Origin of the sequence: Kribbella monticola (assembly GCF_003261635.1) — a bacterium.
In the GTDB taxonomy this organism is placed as follows: domain Bacteria; phylum Actinomycetota; class Actinomycetes; order Propionibacteriales; family Kribbellaceae; genus Kribbella; species Kribbella monticola.
In genome coordinates, this window is sequence record NZ_QFXK01000029.1 from 117620 (window position 1) to 133975 (window position 16356).

18 protein-coding genes are annotated in these 16356 nt (G+C 67.2%); 6 read left to right on the forward strand and 12 right to left on the reverse strand.

Going from position 1 to position 16356, the window contains the following annotated elements:
* Positions 1–385: 385 nt before the first annotated feature.
* The 5 genes from DIZ26_RS14335 to DIZ26_RS14355 form a co-directional block, all read right to left on the reverse strand.
* Positions 386–790 carry a hypothetical protein gene (locus tag DIZ26_RS14335; protein WP_112241392.1) on the reverse strand — a complete coding sequence of 135 codons (405 nt, stop codon included), beginning with the start codon at positions 788–790 and terminating at the stop codon, positions 386–388.
* The gene (locus tag DIZ26_RS38895) at positions 787–1179 is read right to left on the reverse strand and encodes an Rv3654c family TadE-like protein (protein WP_112241394.1); all 393 of its coding nucleotides are present in this window, start codon (positions 1177–1179) and stop codon (positions 787–789) included. Before DIZ26_RS38895 ends, DIZ26_RS14335 begins: the two co-directional genes overlap by 4 nt.
* A complete protein-coding gene (locus tag DIZ26_RS14345; RefSeq protein WP_112241396.1) occupies positions 1176–1607 on the reverse strand; it encodes a TadE family type IV pilus minor pilin in 432 nt (143 codons plus the stop codon). Before DIZ26_RS14345 ends, DIZ26_RS38895 begins: the two co-directional genes overlap by 4 nt.
* 72 nt (positions 1608–1679) lie before the next feature.
* Positions 1680–1889 (reverse strand): DUF4244 domain-containing protein, encoded by a 210-nt coding sequence (locus DIZ26_RS14350; protein WP_112241398.1) that lies wholly within the window; start codon positions 1887–1889, stop codon positions 1680–1682.
* 101 nt (positions 1890–1990) lie between these two features.
* Complete coding sequence (locus DIZ26_RS14355; protein ID WP_112241400.1) at positions 1991–2830, reverse strand: aldo/keto reductase; 840 nt, start codon at positions 2828–2830, stop codon at positions 1991–1993.
* Positions 2831–2948: 118 nt separating this feature from the next.
* Here DIZ26_RS14355 and DIZ26_RS14360 point away from each other — a divergent pair, with 118 nt between their 5' ends.
* Together DIZ26_RS14360 and DIZ26_RS14365 are read left to right on the forward strand one after the other, a co-directional pair.
* Complete coding sequence (locus DIZ26_RS14360; protein ID WP_112241402.1) at positions 2949–4004, forward strand: winged helix-turn-helix domain-containing protein; 1056 nt, start codon at positions 2949–2951, stop codon at positions 4002–4004.
* Positions 4005–4120: 116 nt separating this feature from the next.
* Entirely contained in the window at positions 4121–4417 is a 297-nt protein-coding gene (locus tag DIZ26_RS14365; RefSeq protein WP_112242105.1) for a YciI family protein, read from the forward strand.
* Here DIZ26_RS14365 and DIZ26_RS14370 read toward each other — a convergent pair.
* From DIZ26_RS14370 to ssd, 4 genes are all read right to left on the reverse strand, one after another.
* Positions 4410–4994, reverse strand: coding sequence for a type II secretion system F family protein (locus DIZ26_RS14370; RefSeq protein ID WP_232828341.1), 585 nt, complete (start codon positions 4992–4994; stop codon positions 4410–4412). The two genes, DIZ26_RS14365 and DIZ26_RS14370, sit on opposite strands and share 8 nt — an antisense overlap.
* Before the next feature lie 222 nt (positions 4995–5216).
* A complete protein-coding gene (locus tag DIZ26_RS14375; protein ID WP_112241405.1) occupies positions 5217–6059 on the reverse strand; it encodes a type II secretion system F family protein in 843 nt (280 codons plus the stop codon).
* 49 nt (positions 6060–6108) lie between these two features.
* Entirely contained in the window at positions 6109–7266 is a 1158-nt protein-coding gene (locus tag DIZ26_RS14380) for a TadA family conjugal transfer-associated ATPase (RefSeq protein WP_112241408.1), read from the reverse strand.
* Positions 7263–8345 (reverse strand): septum site-determining protein Ssd, encoded by a 1083-nt coding sequence (ssd, locus tag DIZ26_RS14385; protein ID WP_232828342.1) that lies wholly within the window; start codon positions 8343–8345, stop codon positions 7263–7265. The genes DIZ26_RS14380 and ssd overlap by 4 nt, the downstream gene beginning before the upstream one ends.
* Before the next feature lie 249 nt (positions 8346–8594).
* Here ssd and DIZ26_RS14390 point away from each other — a divergent pair, with 249 nt between their 5' ends.
* A complete protein-coding gene (locus DIZ26_RS14390; RefSeq protein WP_112241410.1) occupies positions 8595–10337 on the forward strand; it encodes a glycosyl hydrolase family 18 protein in 1743 nt (580 codons plus the stop codon).
* Between the two features lie 28 nt (positions 10338–10365).
* Positions 10366–11919, forward strand: coding sequence for a glycoside hydrolase family 18 protein (locus DIZ26_RS14395; RefSeq protein ID WP_112241412.1), 1554 nt, complete (start codon positions 10366–10368; stop codon positions 11917–11919).
* Between the two features lie 83 nt (positions 11920–12002).
* Here DIZ26_RS14395 and DIZ26_RS14400 read toward each other — a convergent pair whose 3' ends face one another.
* Together DIZ26_RS14400 and DIZ26_RS14405 are read right to left on the reverse strand one after the other, a co-directional pair.
* Entirely contained in the window at positions 12003–12737 is a 735-nt protein-coding gene (locus tag DIZ26_RS14400; RefSeq protein ID WP_112241414.1) for an SGNH/GDSL hydrolase family protein, read from the reverse strand.
* Between the two features lie 62 nt (positions 12738–12799).
* The gene (locus DIZ26_RS14405) at positions 12800–13672 is read right to left on the reverse strand and encodes a LysR family transcriptional regulator (RefSeq protein WP_112241416.1); all 873 of its coding nucleotides are present in this window, start codon (positions 13670–13672) and stop codon (positions 12800–12802) included.
* Positions 13673–13743: 71 nt separating this feature from the next.
* On the opposite strand from DIZ26_RS14405, the gene DIZ26_RS14410 reads away from it, so the two are divergent.
* Positions 13744–14967: an MFS transporter gene (locus DIZ26_RS14410; protein WP_112241418.1), complete on the forward strand. Its 1224-nt coding sequence runs from the start codon at positions 13744–13746 to the stop codon at positions 14965–14967.
* Between the two features lie 4 nt (positions 14968–14971).
* Positions 14972–15424 carry an aminoacyl-tRNA deacylase gene (locus DIZ26_RS14415; RefSeq protein ID WP_112241420.1) on the forward strand — a complete coding sequence of 151 codons (453 nt, stop codon included), beginning with the start codon at positions 14972–14974 and terminating at the stop codon, positions 15422–15424.
* Here the strand turns inward: DIZ26_RS14415 and DIZ26_RS14420 are convergent, their stop codons facing one another.
* On the reverse strand, positions 15425–16354 hold the full coding sequence (locus tag DIZ26_RS14420) for a helix-turn-helix domain-containing protein (RefSeq protein ID WP_112241422.1): 930 nt from the start codon (positions 16352–16354) through the stop codon (positions 15425–15427). It lies immediately after the preceding gene.
* Positions 16355–16356: the final 2 nt, after the last annotated feature.

The following is a 16356-nucleotide window of genomic DNA, read 5'->3' on the forward strand; positions in this document are numbered from 1 at the left end:
TCGCCTACAACCCGCCGGGGGAAGGCGCCGCACAGCAGTCGGATCTGTTGCGCTCAGAAGTGGGGCACGGCTGGAACGTGGCAGCCGCGACTGGCAAGGTCCGTTGCCTACAACCCGCTGAGGAAGGCGCCGCTCAGCAGGCGGATCTGATGCGCTCGGCATGCGGCAGGGGTGGAGGTGGTGGCTGCTGGAAGAAGGTGCCACCGGTGGAGCAGTTGCCGCTGCCGCTGGAGGTCAGGGGCGAAGGCAACTCCCTTGGGCCGCTGAGGGCTGCCGGGGTTGCCCGGGGTCGCGGGGGGTGCCGGGGTCGCGGGGGTTGCCGGGGGTGCCGGGGTTGCGAGGGTGGTTGCGCTTGAGTGCTGGCGAGTTTGGCGAGGGTCGGGGGCTATTGGTCTAGGTGGTTCCAGAGCCAGCGGGGGCCTTCCGGTTCGGCTCCGTGGGCTTTGATGCGGTCGCGGAGGGCTCGGTCGGCGGTGATGACGGTGATCGGGCGGTCGGGATCCGTGATGGCGGCGGTCTTCACTACGTCGACGATGGTGTCGTCGCCTTCGTGGTCGGCGAGGACAACCTGCAGATCGCCAAGTGGCGGGGCATCGTCCATCGCTCGTCGGGCGGCTCCTTCTAGGACCACGACGATCTCGACCGGTTCGGACAGCTTCGGAGCGAGCGTGGTCAGCTTGTCGAGCAGTCGGCGGGCGGCGCCGGGGCGATCCCGCCACCATCCGTCCGGACGGGATCCCACGACGTTCGCTGCGTCGACCACGATCAAGCGCTCGCGTTCTGATGTCATCTCACCAAGTCTGCTCCTTCGTAGTCGGCGGGACCTGCACGGGCAGGCGTGTTGATGGACGGAGATCCTAGGACGCCTAGGTGAAGCACGATGCCGACCTCGACTGTGACGGTTTGGCCTTGAAGTTGGCAGGTTCTCAGGTCGACGTGCTGGGTGGCGGCGATGCGTTGGGCTGTTCGGCACGGATCGGGTTCACCGGCTTGTAGAGCTTGGGCCGCGCTCAGCGCCACCATGTCAGCAGCGGCCGTCACGCGGTGGGTGCCGACCGAGATGGCAGCCCAGAGCACGGCGACGCCTCCCGCCGTGAAGAGCACCATGGCAACGCAGAGGGCTAGTACCGTCCCCGCACCCAGCTCACGACGACGTCCCTTGAAGCGTGAAGACCTCATGGCACTGGGGTGGAGTTGGCTGGTTCGGATTGGATTGTTGCTTCAGCCTGCGCGTGCATGGGAGGAAGCTCGGCGAGCAGCGGCCAATCGGGGGTTACCAAGGCAGTGACGGCTACCTTGATGTCCGGACCGGATCGGGTGATCGAGATGGTTGCGTTTCGGGGAGCTGTGCGACTGCCGAGTTGCTGGGCTGATTCGGGCGGTTCGCCACGCGCGACCGCCCGGGCCACATCTCTTGCCGCGTCGATGCAGCGAATGTTTGCTATCACCAGACCGGCCAGCCAGACACCGAAAAGCATGGTTGCCAACAGCATCGGTATCGCCAAGGCAACTTCTGCTGTGACCGCACCACGCTCGCCCGAACGAGATGCGGCTCGCACTCCAAGCGGCAGCTGCGCCTGAAGCCTCTCATCATCAGTCTCGAACATTCCAGATCCCTCCTCGCGTGCTGGACCGGACCCGCCGCGACGGTATGGGGTGCGTCGCGGCGGGTCGGCGGGTCAGATCTGGACGCCGTCGAGTCCTGCGGCCTTGAGGGCGAAATTGATGATTGCCTTGAGCAAGGACAGCATCGCGGGCGATTTCAGCAGCGCGATGAGGATGCCGCCGATGCCGCAGGCGGCAACCATCGTCACCGCATACTCCGCGGTCGCCGCGCCGCGCTCGCTGAACTTGTGAAGGCGGCGAACGGCCACCAGCGCCTTGGACATGTGAAACCTCCTGATCTGCCGATCAGCTGCTCCGATCGACTCACTGACAAGGTGCCGTCGCCGGAGCCCTTGCAGACAAAGAGATTTCAACCTGGGGACAACTACCGCTCCGAGGCCACGGAATTCAGCCGGTCCAGCTGGTCCGGCGTCAGTTCCAGCTGCGCCGCCGCGACGTTCTCGACCAGGTGAGACTCCGAACTCGTCCCCGGAATCGGAACCATCATCGGCGATCTGTGCAGCAGCCATGCCAGCGACACCTGCGCGGGAGTGGCTCCGACTTCTGCTGCGATCTCGACCAGTAGAGCGTTCGCGAAATGATCACCCTTCGCGATGGGAAGCCAAGGAATGAAGGCGATTCCGTGCGCTTCGCAGTACTCGATGACCGGATCATGCTCGCGATCCGTCAAGTTGTAGCGGTTCTGCACACTCACGATGTCGACCACACCACGCGCCTCCTCCAGCTGCGCGACTGTCACCTCCGAGAGGCCGAGGTGCCGGACCTTTCCCTCGAGCTGCAGTTGCGCAAGGGCACCCAGTTGATCAGCGAACGGCACCAACGGATCGATCCGATGCAGTTGCAGCAGGTCGATCCGTTCGACCTGCAGACGCCGCAGGCTCAACTCTGCTGCCTGCCGGAGATAGTCAGGTCGGCCGACGTCGCCCCATTCCGTCGGCGACGGCCTCGTACGGCCCACCTTGGTGGCGATCACCAGGTCAGTGGCGTACGGATGAAGCGCCTCCGCGAGGAGCTGCTCATTCGTGCCGAGACCGTAGGAATCGGCGGTGTCGATGAAGTCGACGCCTAGCTCGACGGCTCGCCGCGCGACCCGGATCGGCTCGGTCCGATCCGGCACCGCCCGGAAGCCTGTCAGCCTCATCGCGCCGAACCCCAGCCTGTGCACATTCAGTTCACCGATCTTCACTGTCGGTTCGATCTGCATCTCGACTCCCTCTGCTCTGCCGCCGTCCCACCTCGGTGCGGCGCGGGTTCATCGTGCAGCCGGCCGGAAGTCGTCTTGAAATGATTTAGCCTGAGCTAAACCTTGCCGGAGGACGCGCATGCTGACTATCACCTTCACGGTGCAGGACCTGGCCCGTACCCGGCTGGCGTTGTCGCCCCTGTGGGAGGTGGTGGCCAGCATCCGGCTGCTGAAGACGCCGCGCGCCCAGCAGTTCCACGCCGGGTGGGCCCGAACCACGACCGAACGGATCGCCCGCGAGGGCATCGAACTCGGTCTGCTCTTCGACCTGATCGATCCGGCCGTTTGGTACCTGGCCGACTTCCTCACCCCTCGCCCACAGACGCCACTGCCCGATCTCACCGCCGACCTGGGTGCGCTGAACAGAGTCTCGGCCGATCAGGTTCGCGCGGACCTCGACGTACTCGCCTATGCGAGGAGCCACCCGGTCGGTTCGCTCGACGAAGCGATGCTGCCGCGCCGACTCACGCCCGCGACGGTGGACGACCTGCCGTCAAAGGCGATCGCGGATCTGTACGCCGATCCCGAGGCCGGCCTGGCTCTGCTCGTCGAGCAGGTGGAGGCGTACTGGGAGTTGGCAATCGCGCCGCATTGGGGGCGGATCCGCTCGCTACTCGAAGGGGATCTTCTGTACCGCGGTCGTCGGCTCGGTCAGGCCGGTCCTGCCGGGTTGTTCGAGGATCTCGCGGAATCGGTGAAGTGGCGGAACGGCTCGTTGTTCATCAAGCACCGCCGGTTCAAGGGGGTGCGGAACCTGAACGGGGAAGGGTTGCTGATGACGCCGTCGGCCTTTGTCTGGCCGACCGTGTATTCGAGCACGATCCCGCCCTGGCAGCCCACTTTCACCTATCCGGCGCGCGGGATCGCCACTCTTTGGGACGACTCGTCCCACCCGGCGCCGGCGGGGCTCGCCGGCGTACTGGGTCGGTCCCGCGCAGAACTGTTGGCTCAGCTCGATGCGCCACGGTCGACGACGGAACTGGCAGCGCGGACAGGGCTGACGCCTGGTGGAGTCTCCCAGCACCTGGGCAGCCTCCGCGCAGGCGGACTTGTCACTGCACACCGGATGGGCCGGACGGTCCTGTATGCCCGTACGTCGGTCGCGGAAGCTCTGCTCGACGCGGCAGCGAAGTAGCGTCCCGCATCAGGAGTTGGAGGTGTCGCCAGCGTCTGGCGAGGGCGGTGGTGCGGGGTATGCGACTGGGCGACGAGGGCCACGGGAAGGTCTGGCCGAGGGCTAGGCTGACGTCCATGTTCGTCTTGGAGCTGACCTATACCGCACCGCTCGAACGGGTCGATGAGTTGATGGCTGACCACGTCGCCTGGCTCAAGGGGCATTACGACTCCGGCACGTTCCTGGCTTCCGGGCGCAAAGTGCCGCGCGATGGTGGAGTCATCCTGGCGGTCGGCGACGATGCGCCGGCGATGGAAGAGCTGGTGAAGACCGACCCGTTCGCGATTGCCGGCGTTTGTGAGTACCGGGTCATGCAGTTCGTGGCGAGCAATGTCGCGACAGATCTCGAGAAGTACCGCCAGACGGTTAGCTGAACAGATGCAGGACTCCTCCCAGCGAGCCGGCGACGGTTGGGACCACGCCGAGCAGGACGAAGGCTGGGAGGAAGCAGAGGCCGAGCGGAACTACTGCTCGGGATTCGACAGCACGAGCCTGCTCCTCGACTGTCCAGCGCCGAGCGCTTCGAGCGTCGTCGGCGAGGTGTTCGAGTGATTTCGCCAAGGGTGCGCCGGAGCGCAGGGCGCGTTGTACTGCGCGGGCGAGGCTCGCGCATGGAGGCTCGGTCAGCAGGGTGGACCACGCGTCGATCGGGTCCGCACCCAGTCCGAGTCGGTGGCCGACGCCGGCCAGTAGGTCGCCCAGTGGGCCGCTGATTGCTTTCGCGACTGTTGCGACTGCGGCTTGGGGTGGTCGTCCGGCTCGCAAGCAGGCGGCAAGAAGGTCGACTGCCAGAGGCAGGTCGGCGGCGATGCGGGCTCGACGTCTGCGCGCGGAGGCTGGTTCGAGGCGGCTGAGACCGATGGGGACGGCGAAGGCGATGATCGGTGCCAGGAGAGCGCCGAGCGGAAAGCCGAAAAGCAGCAGCGCAGCACACGCGGCGATGAGCGCCACCAAACGGTGTCGGCGGGAAGTCGCCGGTAGAGCGAATCGGCGAGCGAGTCCACCACGGCGCCGACCAAGACGACGCGTCCCCGGCGGCCCCGGAACCCAGAGCGCCACCGCTAGCCCCGCAAGCACCACGGGCGTCAGCATCAACAATCACCTTCCTTGCTTTGACGATCGATCCACACCAGCTCTGCCAGGAGGATGTGGGTTGGGAGGGCGGAGGTGGGGTCATGGGGTGGGGTCTTTGGCTAGGTGGTCGGTCCAGGTGAGGCCGGTGATGGAGAGGGCTAGGCCGCTTGTGAGGACGGCTGCGCCTGGGGGTGTGGTGGTGAGGAAGGTGAGGGGGTCGGCGCCCAGGGCGTAGCCGAGGGCTGTGCCGAAGAAGGGGAGTACTGCGAGGAGGCGGGCGGTGGCTCGGGCGCCGGCGAGGCTGGCGGCTGTTTGGCGGCGGATTGCCTCGTCGGCTCTTAAGGAGTCGGCCAGGCGATCGGTGATCGCCGCGAACGGGGCGCCTGACTCGTCGGCTACTCGCCAGGCGGCGGCCAGGGCGCGGAGGCCTTCGGCGCCAGGGGTTTCGGCGATCAGTTCGAGAGTGGCCGGTACGTCGCCGCCGAGGCGGCAGGCGGCGGAGACGACCTGTAGGTCGGCGCAGATCGTGGCGGCTCCGTCGAGCGCCTCGGCCGGTGGTCGGCCTGCGGTCAGATCGGCGCTGAGAACATCGCAGGCCTCGATGACCTGAGCTCGACGAACGGCAGCCGCCGACCGGCGACGATGCTTGGCCCGCTGCCGGAAGACGACCGTGACGATGACGCCGACAGCAGCGACGGTGACCAGCACCTGTAAGCCAAGGGATCCCAAGAAGATGACCGAGATGGCGGCCGCGAAGGTGAGACTGCCGAGTCGGCGGCCCGCGCTACGGGTGAGGTCGGCGCCGCCTACCGAGAGCTTTCGGCGACGATCGACCAGGCCGGGAGAGGTGGCGGCCAAGCGATGGAGACCGCGGCCGCGGGTTGGCAGGATCAGCAGCAGGGCAACGAGCACTAGTCCACTGGCTGCGATGGCGGGTCTCATGCGGCACCTGCGAGGAGTTTGGTGAAGCGGCTGGCTGCGATGGCGGGTCTCATGCGGCGCCTGCGAGGAGTTTGGTGAAGCGGCTGGCGCCGTCGCAGAGTTCGAGGTTGCCGTCGGCAACGAACCGGACGGCCGGGAGCGTTGTCGCGAGTCCGTCAGCTGTTCGGCCGACTACGCGGACCTCGGCGATTCGTCGGCGGCCGTCGGATCCTCGCACCAGGTGGATGACGGCCTGCAGGGCGGACGACACCTGGCTGTGCAAGGCGTCGCGGCCAAGGCCGGCCATTGCGCCGAGCGCTTCCAGGCGGACCGGCACGTCCGAGGCGGAGTTTGCGTGGACCGTGCCGCAGCCACCCTCGTGTCCTGTATTGAGCGCACTCAGCAGGTCGACGACCTCAGCGCCTCGCACCTCCCCGATCACCAGCCGATCTGGACGCATCCGCAGCGCTTGCCTGACCAGGTCGCGCAAGGTGATCTCGCCGGATCCCTCGACGTTGGGCGGCCTTGCCTCCAACCGGATCACGTGCGGATGATCCGGACGGAGCTCGCTCGCGTCCTCGACCAGCACCAACCGCTCGGACTCGTCCACTAGTGACAGCAGACAGTTGAGCAGCGTCGTCTTCCCCGTTCCTGTGCCTCCACTGATCAGGAAGGCCAACCGTGCGTCCAGCAGATCCCGCAGCACCGATGCCCCACCGGGCGGCAATGAACCGGCGGCAACCAACTCCTCCAGGTCGAAGACCTTGCGCGACGGCACGCGCAACGACAGACAAGTCCCAGGGGCGGCAACCGGTGACAGGACGGCGTGGAATCGCGTCCCGTCTGGCAGCCGCACATCGACGTACGGCGTTGCGTCGTCGAGGCGGCGCCCGGCTGCTGCTGCGAGGCGGGTGGCCAAGCGGCGTACGGCGGATTCGTCGCCGGTGCGGAGGGATACTCGCTCGAGACCTGAGCCGCGATCGACGTAGACCTCGTTCGCGCCGTTCACCAGGATGTCGGTGATGCCGGGCTCGGACAGCAGTCCGTCGAGTGGCCCTGCGCCCAGGGCCTCTCGGCGCAGAGCGGCGACCACCGCGAGGACGGTGGAGTCGCCGAATACTCCGCCGTCGGCACGGAGAGCGGCGGCAACCCTCGCGGGCGTCGGCTCGGATCCCTGCGCAGCAAGGGTTTTGCGGACTCGCTCGAGTAACTCGGCCGAGACGTTCATGCTGCGGCCAGTTCGTGGAGACCGAAAAGATCCAGCAGTTCGGCGGCCGCTCGGCCAAGCGCCGTTCGCGGTCGTGGATCGAAGCGTCCTTCGTCCATCTGAGCAGCCAGCTCACGCTCGGCCCGGCCAACGTTCGCGGCCAGAGGAAGCGACAGATGATCCGCCACGTCGAGGGCAGACAAACCGTTCAGCGCGGGCTCTCGCGCCACCACTCTCAGGTCAGTGGCAACTTCGCGCAGCGGCGCCACCAGCCGAGCCGCCGCGGCGCACGCCCGCACATTCCGCGGTACGACCAGCAGCGTCGCCGTGGCCCGGACGAAGGCTTCTTCCGAGGCTGGATCAGGCCGGCGCGGCAGGTCGAGCACGACGAGATCGCTGCTTCGCTGTGCGGCACCCACGACGGAGCGCATCGCCTCGGGCGGTAACGCGGGCACATCGGACTGATCCCACGACAACACGGCCAGCCCGTCTATCAAGGGCAGGGCAGCTCGCAGCGCGCCGGAACTGACCCGTCCGGCAGCATTGATCAGCTCCGGCCACCGTGACCCTTGCTCGGTCTCACTGCCCAACGCGAGGTCGATACCGCCACCCAGGGGGTCGCCGTCGATCAGCATCGTCCGCAGCCCTCGTCTGCTCCCGGTCACTGCGACGGCAGCGGCGAGTGTCGTGGCGCCGGCTCCGCCACAGCCACCGACGAACGCCAGCGTCAGGGCAGACAGCACTCCGCCGTCCAGGGTGTCGGCGAGTTTGTCGCCGAGCGCGGCTTCTTCCGCCGGCAGCGGAAAGACGCCTTCGGCACCGATCGCGAGCGCGCGGCGATACGCCTCGGGGTCGTCGGGGTCCACGCCGGCCACGACGACGCCGGACCGGCGTACGGGTTGGGTGCGGGCCAGGGGCTCGACCAGGTCCTGGCCGACCACGACGAGGACCGGCGATTGCCAGCAGCGGCGCAGGCCGAGCAGGTCGTGCTCCACCTGGGGGGTCACCTCGACGGCCGCGGCCAGGCGCAGCAGGTCGTCGAGCAGCATCTCGTCGGCGGTGGCGAACAGGACCGCCGGCGGCAGGGAAGTGTTGTCCATGCCTAGAACGTGCCGTCTTCGGACGGCCCCGGAGAGGCCGATCGAAACCTGTGGACAACCGGTGTCGGATTTCCGTCAGCTGCGGCAACCCGCCAGCCCGAGCCCGCGACCAATGGGCGGCAAAACGCTACCGTTCGTTTTTGAAGCGTCTTTAACTAAGTTGCTTCCAGAAAGCTCCGCCCCCGTCCACTGATGGACACCTGCAGGACATCCGTGTCCCGCTCCGCTCCTGACCGGAGGACCGCCCCCATGAGTCGAACGCGCACCTTTGCCGCAGCGGCCACAGTCGCCGCGACCGCCCTGATCGCCGTCGCCGGCGTCGCCACCGCCGGACCGCCCGAAGCACAGACCGCCCCCCAGGCCGTCGCCGCCACCAGCGGTGGCGTGAAGACGGCCTACTTCACCCAGTGGGGCATCTACCAGAACGCCTTCTACCCCAAGAACCTGATCAGCACGGGTGCCGCGGCCAAGCTGGACTTCCTGAACTACGCGTTCGCGAACATCCACCCGACCAGCCACACCTGCTTCATGGCGAACAAGGCCGCCTCCCAGGACGAGAGCAACCCGAGTGCCGGTGACGGCGCCGGCGACGCCTTCGCCGACTACGGCAAGTCGTACGGCGCGGACATCAGCGTCGACGGCATCGGTGACGTCTGGAACCAGCCGATCCAGGGCAACTTCAACCAGCTGAAGAAGCTGAAGGCGAAGTACCCGAACCTGAAGATCCTGATCTCGATCGGCGGCTGGACCTACTCCAAGTACTTCTCCGACGCGGCCTCCACCGACGCCAAGCGCAAGGCGCTGGTCAGTTCCTGTGTCGACATGTTCATCAAGGGCAACCTGCCGGTCGTCGACGGCTTCGGCGGCCCGGGCAGCGCGGCCGGGATCTTCGACGGCATCGACATCGACTGGGAGTACCCGGGCTCGCCGAACGGTCACGTCGGCAACCACTACAGCGCCGCGGACAAGCAGAACTTCACCCTGCTGCTGGCCGAGCTGCGGTCCCAGCTGGATGCCTATGGCAACAGTGTCGGCAAGAAGATGTGGCTGACCGCCGCCACCCCGGCCGGCCAGGACAAGATCGCCACCATCGAGACGAACAAGCTCGGCCAGTACCTGGACTACAACAACGTGATGACGTACGACATGCACGGCGGCTGGGATGCCACCGGGCCGACCAACTTCCAGGACCCGTTGTACCAGGCGCCGAACGACCCGAGCACGCCGATCCCACCGGGCTCGGCCAAGTACTCCGTCGACGGGGCGGTCAAGGCGTGGACCACCGGCGATCCGGCGTACGGGATCCCCGGCGGCTTTCCGGCGAACAAGCTGACGATCGGATATCCCTTCTACTACAGGGGATGGAAGGGTGTTCCGGCGACAGCGAACGGTAAGTACCAGACCGCTACCGGACCCGCCGACGGGCACGCGCTGAGCGGCAACGTGCCTGGTGTCTCCTTCTACAAGGAGCTGACCGGCTTCGTCGACAATCCCGCCAGCACGTACTTCGACGACGCGACCAAGGCCTCCTGGTTCTACAGCAACGGCACCTTCTGGACCGGGGACAACGCCCAGTCGATCAAGGCGAAGGCGGATTACCAGCACTGCAAGGGGCTGGCGGGCGCGATGATGTATTCGCTCGAGGCCCTCGACCCTGGCGTCACGCTCTTCAACGCAGTGGTCAACTCCGTCAACGCGGACACCGCCGGTTGCACCGGCACAACCCCGCCGCCGACCACCCCTCCCACGACACCGCCGACGACGCCCCCGACCACCCCGCCCACGACACCACCCACGACTCCCCCGACCACGCCTCCCACCACGCCGCCGCCGACCACCCCTCCGACGGCTACCCCGTGGGCGCCGAACACGGCGTACGCGACCGGCGCTCTGGTGTCTTACAACGGCATCACCTACCGCTGCATCCAGGGCCACACGTCCTTGACCGGATGGGAGCCCCCGAACGTCCCTGCCCTATGGGGACGGGTCTGATCACGTACCGCCCACTGATCGGAGCATCATGAAACGCAAGAAGTACCTGTCCGTAGCAATAGCCGCGATAGCCGCCGTGGTGGCTTCGCTGATCGTCATCCCGGCGGCCCAGGCCGCAGGGGTGAGCGCCGCCTTCACCAAGGTGTCCGACTGGGGCAGCGGGTTCGAAGGCAAGGTGACCATCACCAACGGCACCACCAGTTCCCTCAGCACCTGGACGGTCGCACTGGACTTCCCGTCTGGCTACACCATCAGCAGTTCCTGGGACGCGACCAGGAGCAGCAGTGGCCAGACCCACACCTTCACGCCGCCCAGTTGGGCGGGACCGCTGGCACCGGGCGCCACTGTCACGTTCGGCTTCAACGGCAGCCCAGGCAACTTCCCCGGCATCACGGGCTGTCGCCTGAACGGCGGCTCGTGCAGTGGCGGTGGAGGAGGAACCGTGCCCGGCGCACCCGGCGGACTAACGGGTACGTCGACCTCCTCGTCGGTAAGCCTGTCCTGGTCGGCAGTTAGCGGGGCCACCAGCTACAGCGTTTACCGCAACGGTACGAAGGTGGGCACTCCGACCGGTACGTCGTACACGGACTCCGGGCTCTCCGCGAGCACGAGCTACAGCTACCAGGTCAGCGCCTCGAACGCCGCGGGCGAAGGCGCCAAGAGCGGCGCTATCTCCGTCACCACCCAGGGCGGCGGCAATCCGGGCACCGGCTCCAAGAAGGCTGCCCCGTACCTCTACATGGGCTGGGGTGACCCGCCGAACCCGGTGACGGTCATGAACGCGACCGGCATCAAGTGGTTCACCATGGCCTTCATCCTCTCGTCCGGTGGCTGCAACCCGGCATGGGACGGTTCCCGGCCGCTACAGGGCAGCGCAGATGCCAACGCGATCGCTGCGATCCACGCGGCCGGCGGCGACGTCGTACCGTCGATCGGTGGTTGGAGCGGCAACAAGCTGGGACCGAACTGCAGCACGCCGGAAGCACTGGCCGGCGCCTACCAGAAGGTGATCAGCGCCTACGGTCTGAAGGCGATCGACATCGACATCGAGAACTCTGACGAGTTCGAGAACGAAGCTGTCCAGGACCGCATCCTCGGCGCGCTCAAGATCGTCAAGCAGAACAACCCCGGGATCCAGACGATCCTGACCTTCGGTACCTCGACCACCGGCCCGAACTACTACGGCAACCGGCTGATCGAGCGGTCGGCGGCACTCGGCGCGAACATCGACATCTTCACACTGATGCCGTTCGACTTCGGCAGCAGCAACGTCTACAACGACACCGTCGGCGCCTCCACGGGCCTGAACAACAAGCTGAAGGCGACCTTCGGCTGGACCACCGCACAGGCCTACGCCCACCAGGGCATCTCCGGGATGAACGGTCTGTCGGACCAGCAGGAGCTGACCTCGACGGCGACCTGGCAGAACATCACCAACTGGGCCCGCAGCAACGGACTCGGCCGGCTGGCGTTCTGGTCGGTGAACCGTGACCGCGGCTGTGCCGGTGGCGGCGTCGTCTCCAACTGCAGCGGCATCGCCCAGCCCGACTGGGAGTTCACCCGCATCACCGCGGGGTTCTAAGCACCGCAGGGCTCTAAGCAGCAAGGCCAGAGCCAGTACGGCGGGCGGGCGCCCCACCGCCCGCCGTACTCCGCTTCGCTCGGTCAGGTGATGGTCTGGGCGATCAGTTCGTTGCGGGCGTCCTGGCCGAGCGGCACCGTCGTGTGTACACCGTCGCGCAGGTACATCGTCGGCAACATCCGCGACGGCTTGGCGGCCAGGAACTCGGCCCAGTGCACGATCTTCAGGTTCGGGTACCGCTTCTGCGCGTCGGCGAGCTGCACGTTGATCCAGCCACTGTTGCGCTGGTCCGCGAGCCGCACCGCGTCGGTGACGCTGGTCCGGGCGACCTGCACGTTCACCCAGTACACCGTCCGGGTGGGACCGGCGATGCTCATCGTCCGGTCGATCTGGGCCGCCATCACCGGCGGGTTGAAGATGTCGTTGGAGCCGGTCGCCATCAGGATCCGCTGCGGCAGGCCATACGTGGTCGCCCAATCGGCCAGCACGTCGACGGCAGGTGCTGTCGGCCGACCGGACCAGTTGTTGACCGCGAGCAGGATGCCGTCGGTGTTCAGCCGCACGGCCAGGGCATAGCCGTCCTGCACCGAGATGCTGTCGCCGAACATGTAGATCCCGTTGGCGTCCCGGACCTGCCGGATCGTCGTCGGCGTGGCGATCTTGTTCGAGTTGCCCTCCCACGGGCCGAGCTCACCCGAACCGTAGTCGTCGGCCGCATAGGCGGCGGTGGTCGAGGCAACCGATGCGACCGTCGCTACCGCGCCGGCCGCGAACAGTTGCCGTCTGCTGGGCTTCAGGGACTTCCATGACTTCTCCACGCGAAGACCTTGCCCGGCTGGACTCCGCCACGCCAAGACTCATTGCAGCAACCTGCAGAGAATCACCACGCCTGCACGAAGGACCGGAAGCGTTCCGCAGCCGGGGACAGCTCACGGTGCAGGTGCCACGCCAGGCCGATGTCCCGACGAGCCCGTACGCCGGCCAGTGGCACCCCGGTCGCTCCGCTCTCCGTACCTCGTACTGCGCCGCCGGGCAGCACCGCGACGCCGAGCCCTGCGCCGACCAGCCGATCGACCGTCGTCAGGTCCGTGCTCTCGAAGGCGACCGCAGGAGTGAAGCCTGCTGCTCTGCAGAGCTCGTCGGTGAGTCGACGGAAGCCGAAGTCGGAGCGCATAGCGATGAAGGGCTCGCCGGCCGCCTCAGCCAGCCGCACTCGGTCGCGACCGGCCAATGCGTGTCCTGGAGGGACGTAGAGACAGAGCCGTTGCCGTTCGAGCAGATGCCAGCCGAACGTGTGCTTGTCGGGTCTGGGACCCGTGATGGCCAACTCCGCGTCGCCGGACTCCAGATCCTGGACGATGTCGTGCGACGGCTGCTCCCGCAGCGCGAAGCGGATCGACGGTGCGGAGTGCCGGAAGGCAGTGAGCAGATCAGGCACCACTCCGGTAGCGACGGAGTGCAGGAACGCCAGGCGAACCGTTCCGGACTCGGGATCCAGCAACGCGTCGATGCGCTGCTGAGCCGAGTCCAACGCACCGGCGGCGGCCCGGGCGCCCTCCAAGACGATCCGGCCGTACGGGTTCAGCCGTAGTCCGCGGTGCTCGCGTTCGAACAGCCGGGTGCCGAAGGCTTCCTCCACGCGCCGAAGTGAGCGCGACAGATTCGGCTGACTGGTCTGCAGCGTTGCGGCTGCTTCGGTCAGATGCTCCGTCTCGGCGAGCACCACGAACCACCGCAGGTCGGTGACATTCATGCCGAAAGCGTATCGGTCACAGCTGGGCAAGACATTTTACGTATGCCAACACATCTGGCACCGTCAACGAAGTGCAGACAAAGCCCGCCACATCGATCGGCTACTTGCCCGGAGACCCCGGGTATCGTCGCCTGTCGGTAGCCCTGTTCGCCGCGGGTCTGGCCACCTTCGCGATGCTCTACAGCACCCAGCCGCTGCTGCCCGAGTTGGCCGCGGAGTTCCAGGTATCCCCGAGCCAGAGCGCCTTCACCGTGTCGCTGGCCACTCTCGGGCTCGGTGTCGCGCTGCTGATCGCCGGGCCGGCTTCCGAGGTCTTCGGCAGGACGCGATTGATGCGATGGTCCGTCGCGATCGCGGCCGTCATCGCCGTACTGTGCGCGCTCGCGCCCAACTGGCCGGCCTTGCTGGTGCTACGAGGCGTTCAGGGCGTCGCACTGGCCGGGCTGCCGGCAGTAGCGATGGCCTATCTCCGGGAGGAGGTTGACGAGAGCAGCCACGCTCGGGCAAGCGGCCTGTACGTCGCCGGTACTGCAGTGGGAGGTATGACGGGTCGCCTGGTCGCAGGTGGCCTGGCTGAGCTGGGCGGCTGGCGTACGGCACTCGGCGGCATAGCCCTGCTCGGCCTGATCTGCGCGGTACTCGTGGCGCTTCTTCTCCCCGCATCGCGCAACTTCGTCGCCATTCCACCCAGTCCGCGGAGGTTGCTGGAGCAGACCGCTCGCGTACTGAAGGACCCGGCGCTCCTTGTTCTGTACGGCATCGCCGCGACCGCAATGGGCGCCTTCGTCGCGGTCTACAACGCCACTGGCTTCCGGTTGGCGGCCGCGCCGTACGGGCTCGGGCCTGGGCTGGCAGGGCTGGTGTTCGCTGTCTATCTGGTCGGGTCGGCGGCCTCCGCAGTCGCCGGCAGGCTGGCGGACCGGTACGGGCGACGCGCTGTGGTTCCGATCGGCTGCCTGATCACCATGGCCGGTGTCGCGACGACGTTGGCTGCTCCACTCCCCTTGATCGTCATCGGCCTTGCCGTGATGACAGCGGGGTTCTTCGCGGTTCACGGCGTAGCGAGTGGCTGGGTGGCGGTCCGTGCCCATGCCGGTGGAGGAGGCACCGGCCAAGCCGCGAGTCTCTACCTGTTCGCCTACTACCTGGGATCCTCTGTCTTCGGCGGCCTGGCCGGTACTGCGTGGAGCCGTGGTGCCTGGCCCGGTGTCGTCGCCGAGGCATCAGCCCTGTTCCTGCTGACCCTCGTACTCGCACTGCTGATCCGCAGGATTCCCAGCCGGATGCGAAACTGACCAGGTGACCAGAGCAAGCGATGCAGCCGACGAACTGGGCCTTGCCTACGAACTCACCAAGCACGGCCGGGTGAACTCGCTCGAAGAGGCAGCGGCGGCCCGTGGAATCGAGCCGGCCAAGCTGATCAAGACAATCGTGGTCCGGCTGTCCGACAGCGACTACCGGTTCGTGCTGGTCCCTGGTGACCGCGAGATCGCATGGCCCAAGCTGCGCGCGTTGCTGGGGCTCAGCCGCATCTCGATGCCCAGTGCAGAGACAGCACTCGACGTCACCGGCTACGAGCGGGGGACGATCACACCGCTGGGCAGCACGAACGCTTGGCCGGTGATCGCCGACGAGCGGATCACCGGGACGATCTCGATCGGCGGCGGCGAACACGGCACCGGGCTGACCGTCGACGCCGAGGACCTGATCAAGACCCTCAACGCAACGGTCGCCGACGTCACGGACCAGTAGCTAGATCAGCAACCCTCGTTGCCCCGCTCTCAGTCCCGCCTGGAATCGCGTGGTGGCATCCAGGGACTTGAGGATGCGCTGCATCCGCCGCTCGACCGTCCGCTGGGCGACCCCGAGCCGCCGGGCTATCGCCTGATCAGTGAGTCCGGCAGCCGCCAGCGCAAGCAACTGGTGATCCTCTGCACTCAGCGGCCCGTCACCCGACGACTCGGGCGTCAGCGAGGTCGCCTGTTGCCAGAGCAGTTCGAACAGCCGGACCAGCGCATCCAGCAGACTCGACGGCCCCAGCTCGATGACCTCCTGCCCGGTCTGCAACAACCCGGTACGCCGATCAGCAACCACCAGCTTCAGCGGCACATCGCTGAGCATCCGGCAGCTGGCCCCCGCGCTCCGGGCTGCAGCCAACTCGGCCGGATTGCCGAGCGCAGCCATGTCGTAGATCGTCCGGTAGCTCACGCCGTACGCGCGACGCGGTTCCACCGGCAACACGGCGTACGGCGGCTTGTCCAGCACCAGGACCTCGCTCTGGGCGCTCTGCTGGGCTTGGTAGAACCGCTGGGCGATCGCCTGCTCGCCACGGATGACGGTGAATGGTCCGGACTCGTGGGCAGCCCGGAACTCCTTGGTGAGGATGGAGGCGCTCAGCCTGGCCTGGACGATCGCGGCCTGCTTGCGGAGAGCGAGTAGCTCGACCGCGGCCTCCGGGACGGCCGGCGTGTACCGGGCCGGGCGCCCCGCAGTACGGGACGCCAGGCCGAGTGACAGCAGCGACCTCAGGTGCCGGGCCACCCGTGCGGTGGCCCAGCCTGTGTCGTTGACAAGGTCGGTCGTGGTGGCTTCCGGCCGGGCCAGAAGCGCTCGGTAGAGCTGCTCGTCCTCGTAGCAGACTCCGAGCGCTTCCAGCACCTGCGCGGGTCGGTAGTTGTGCATGC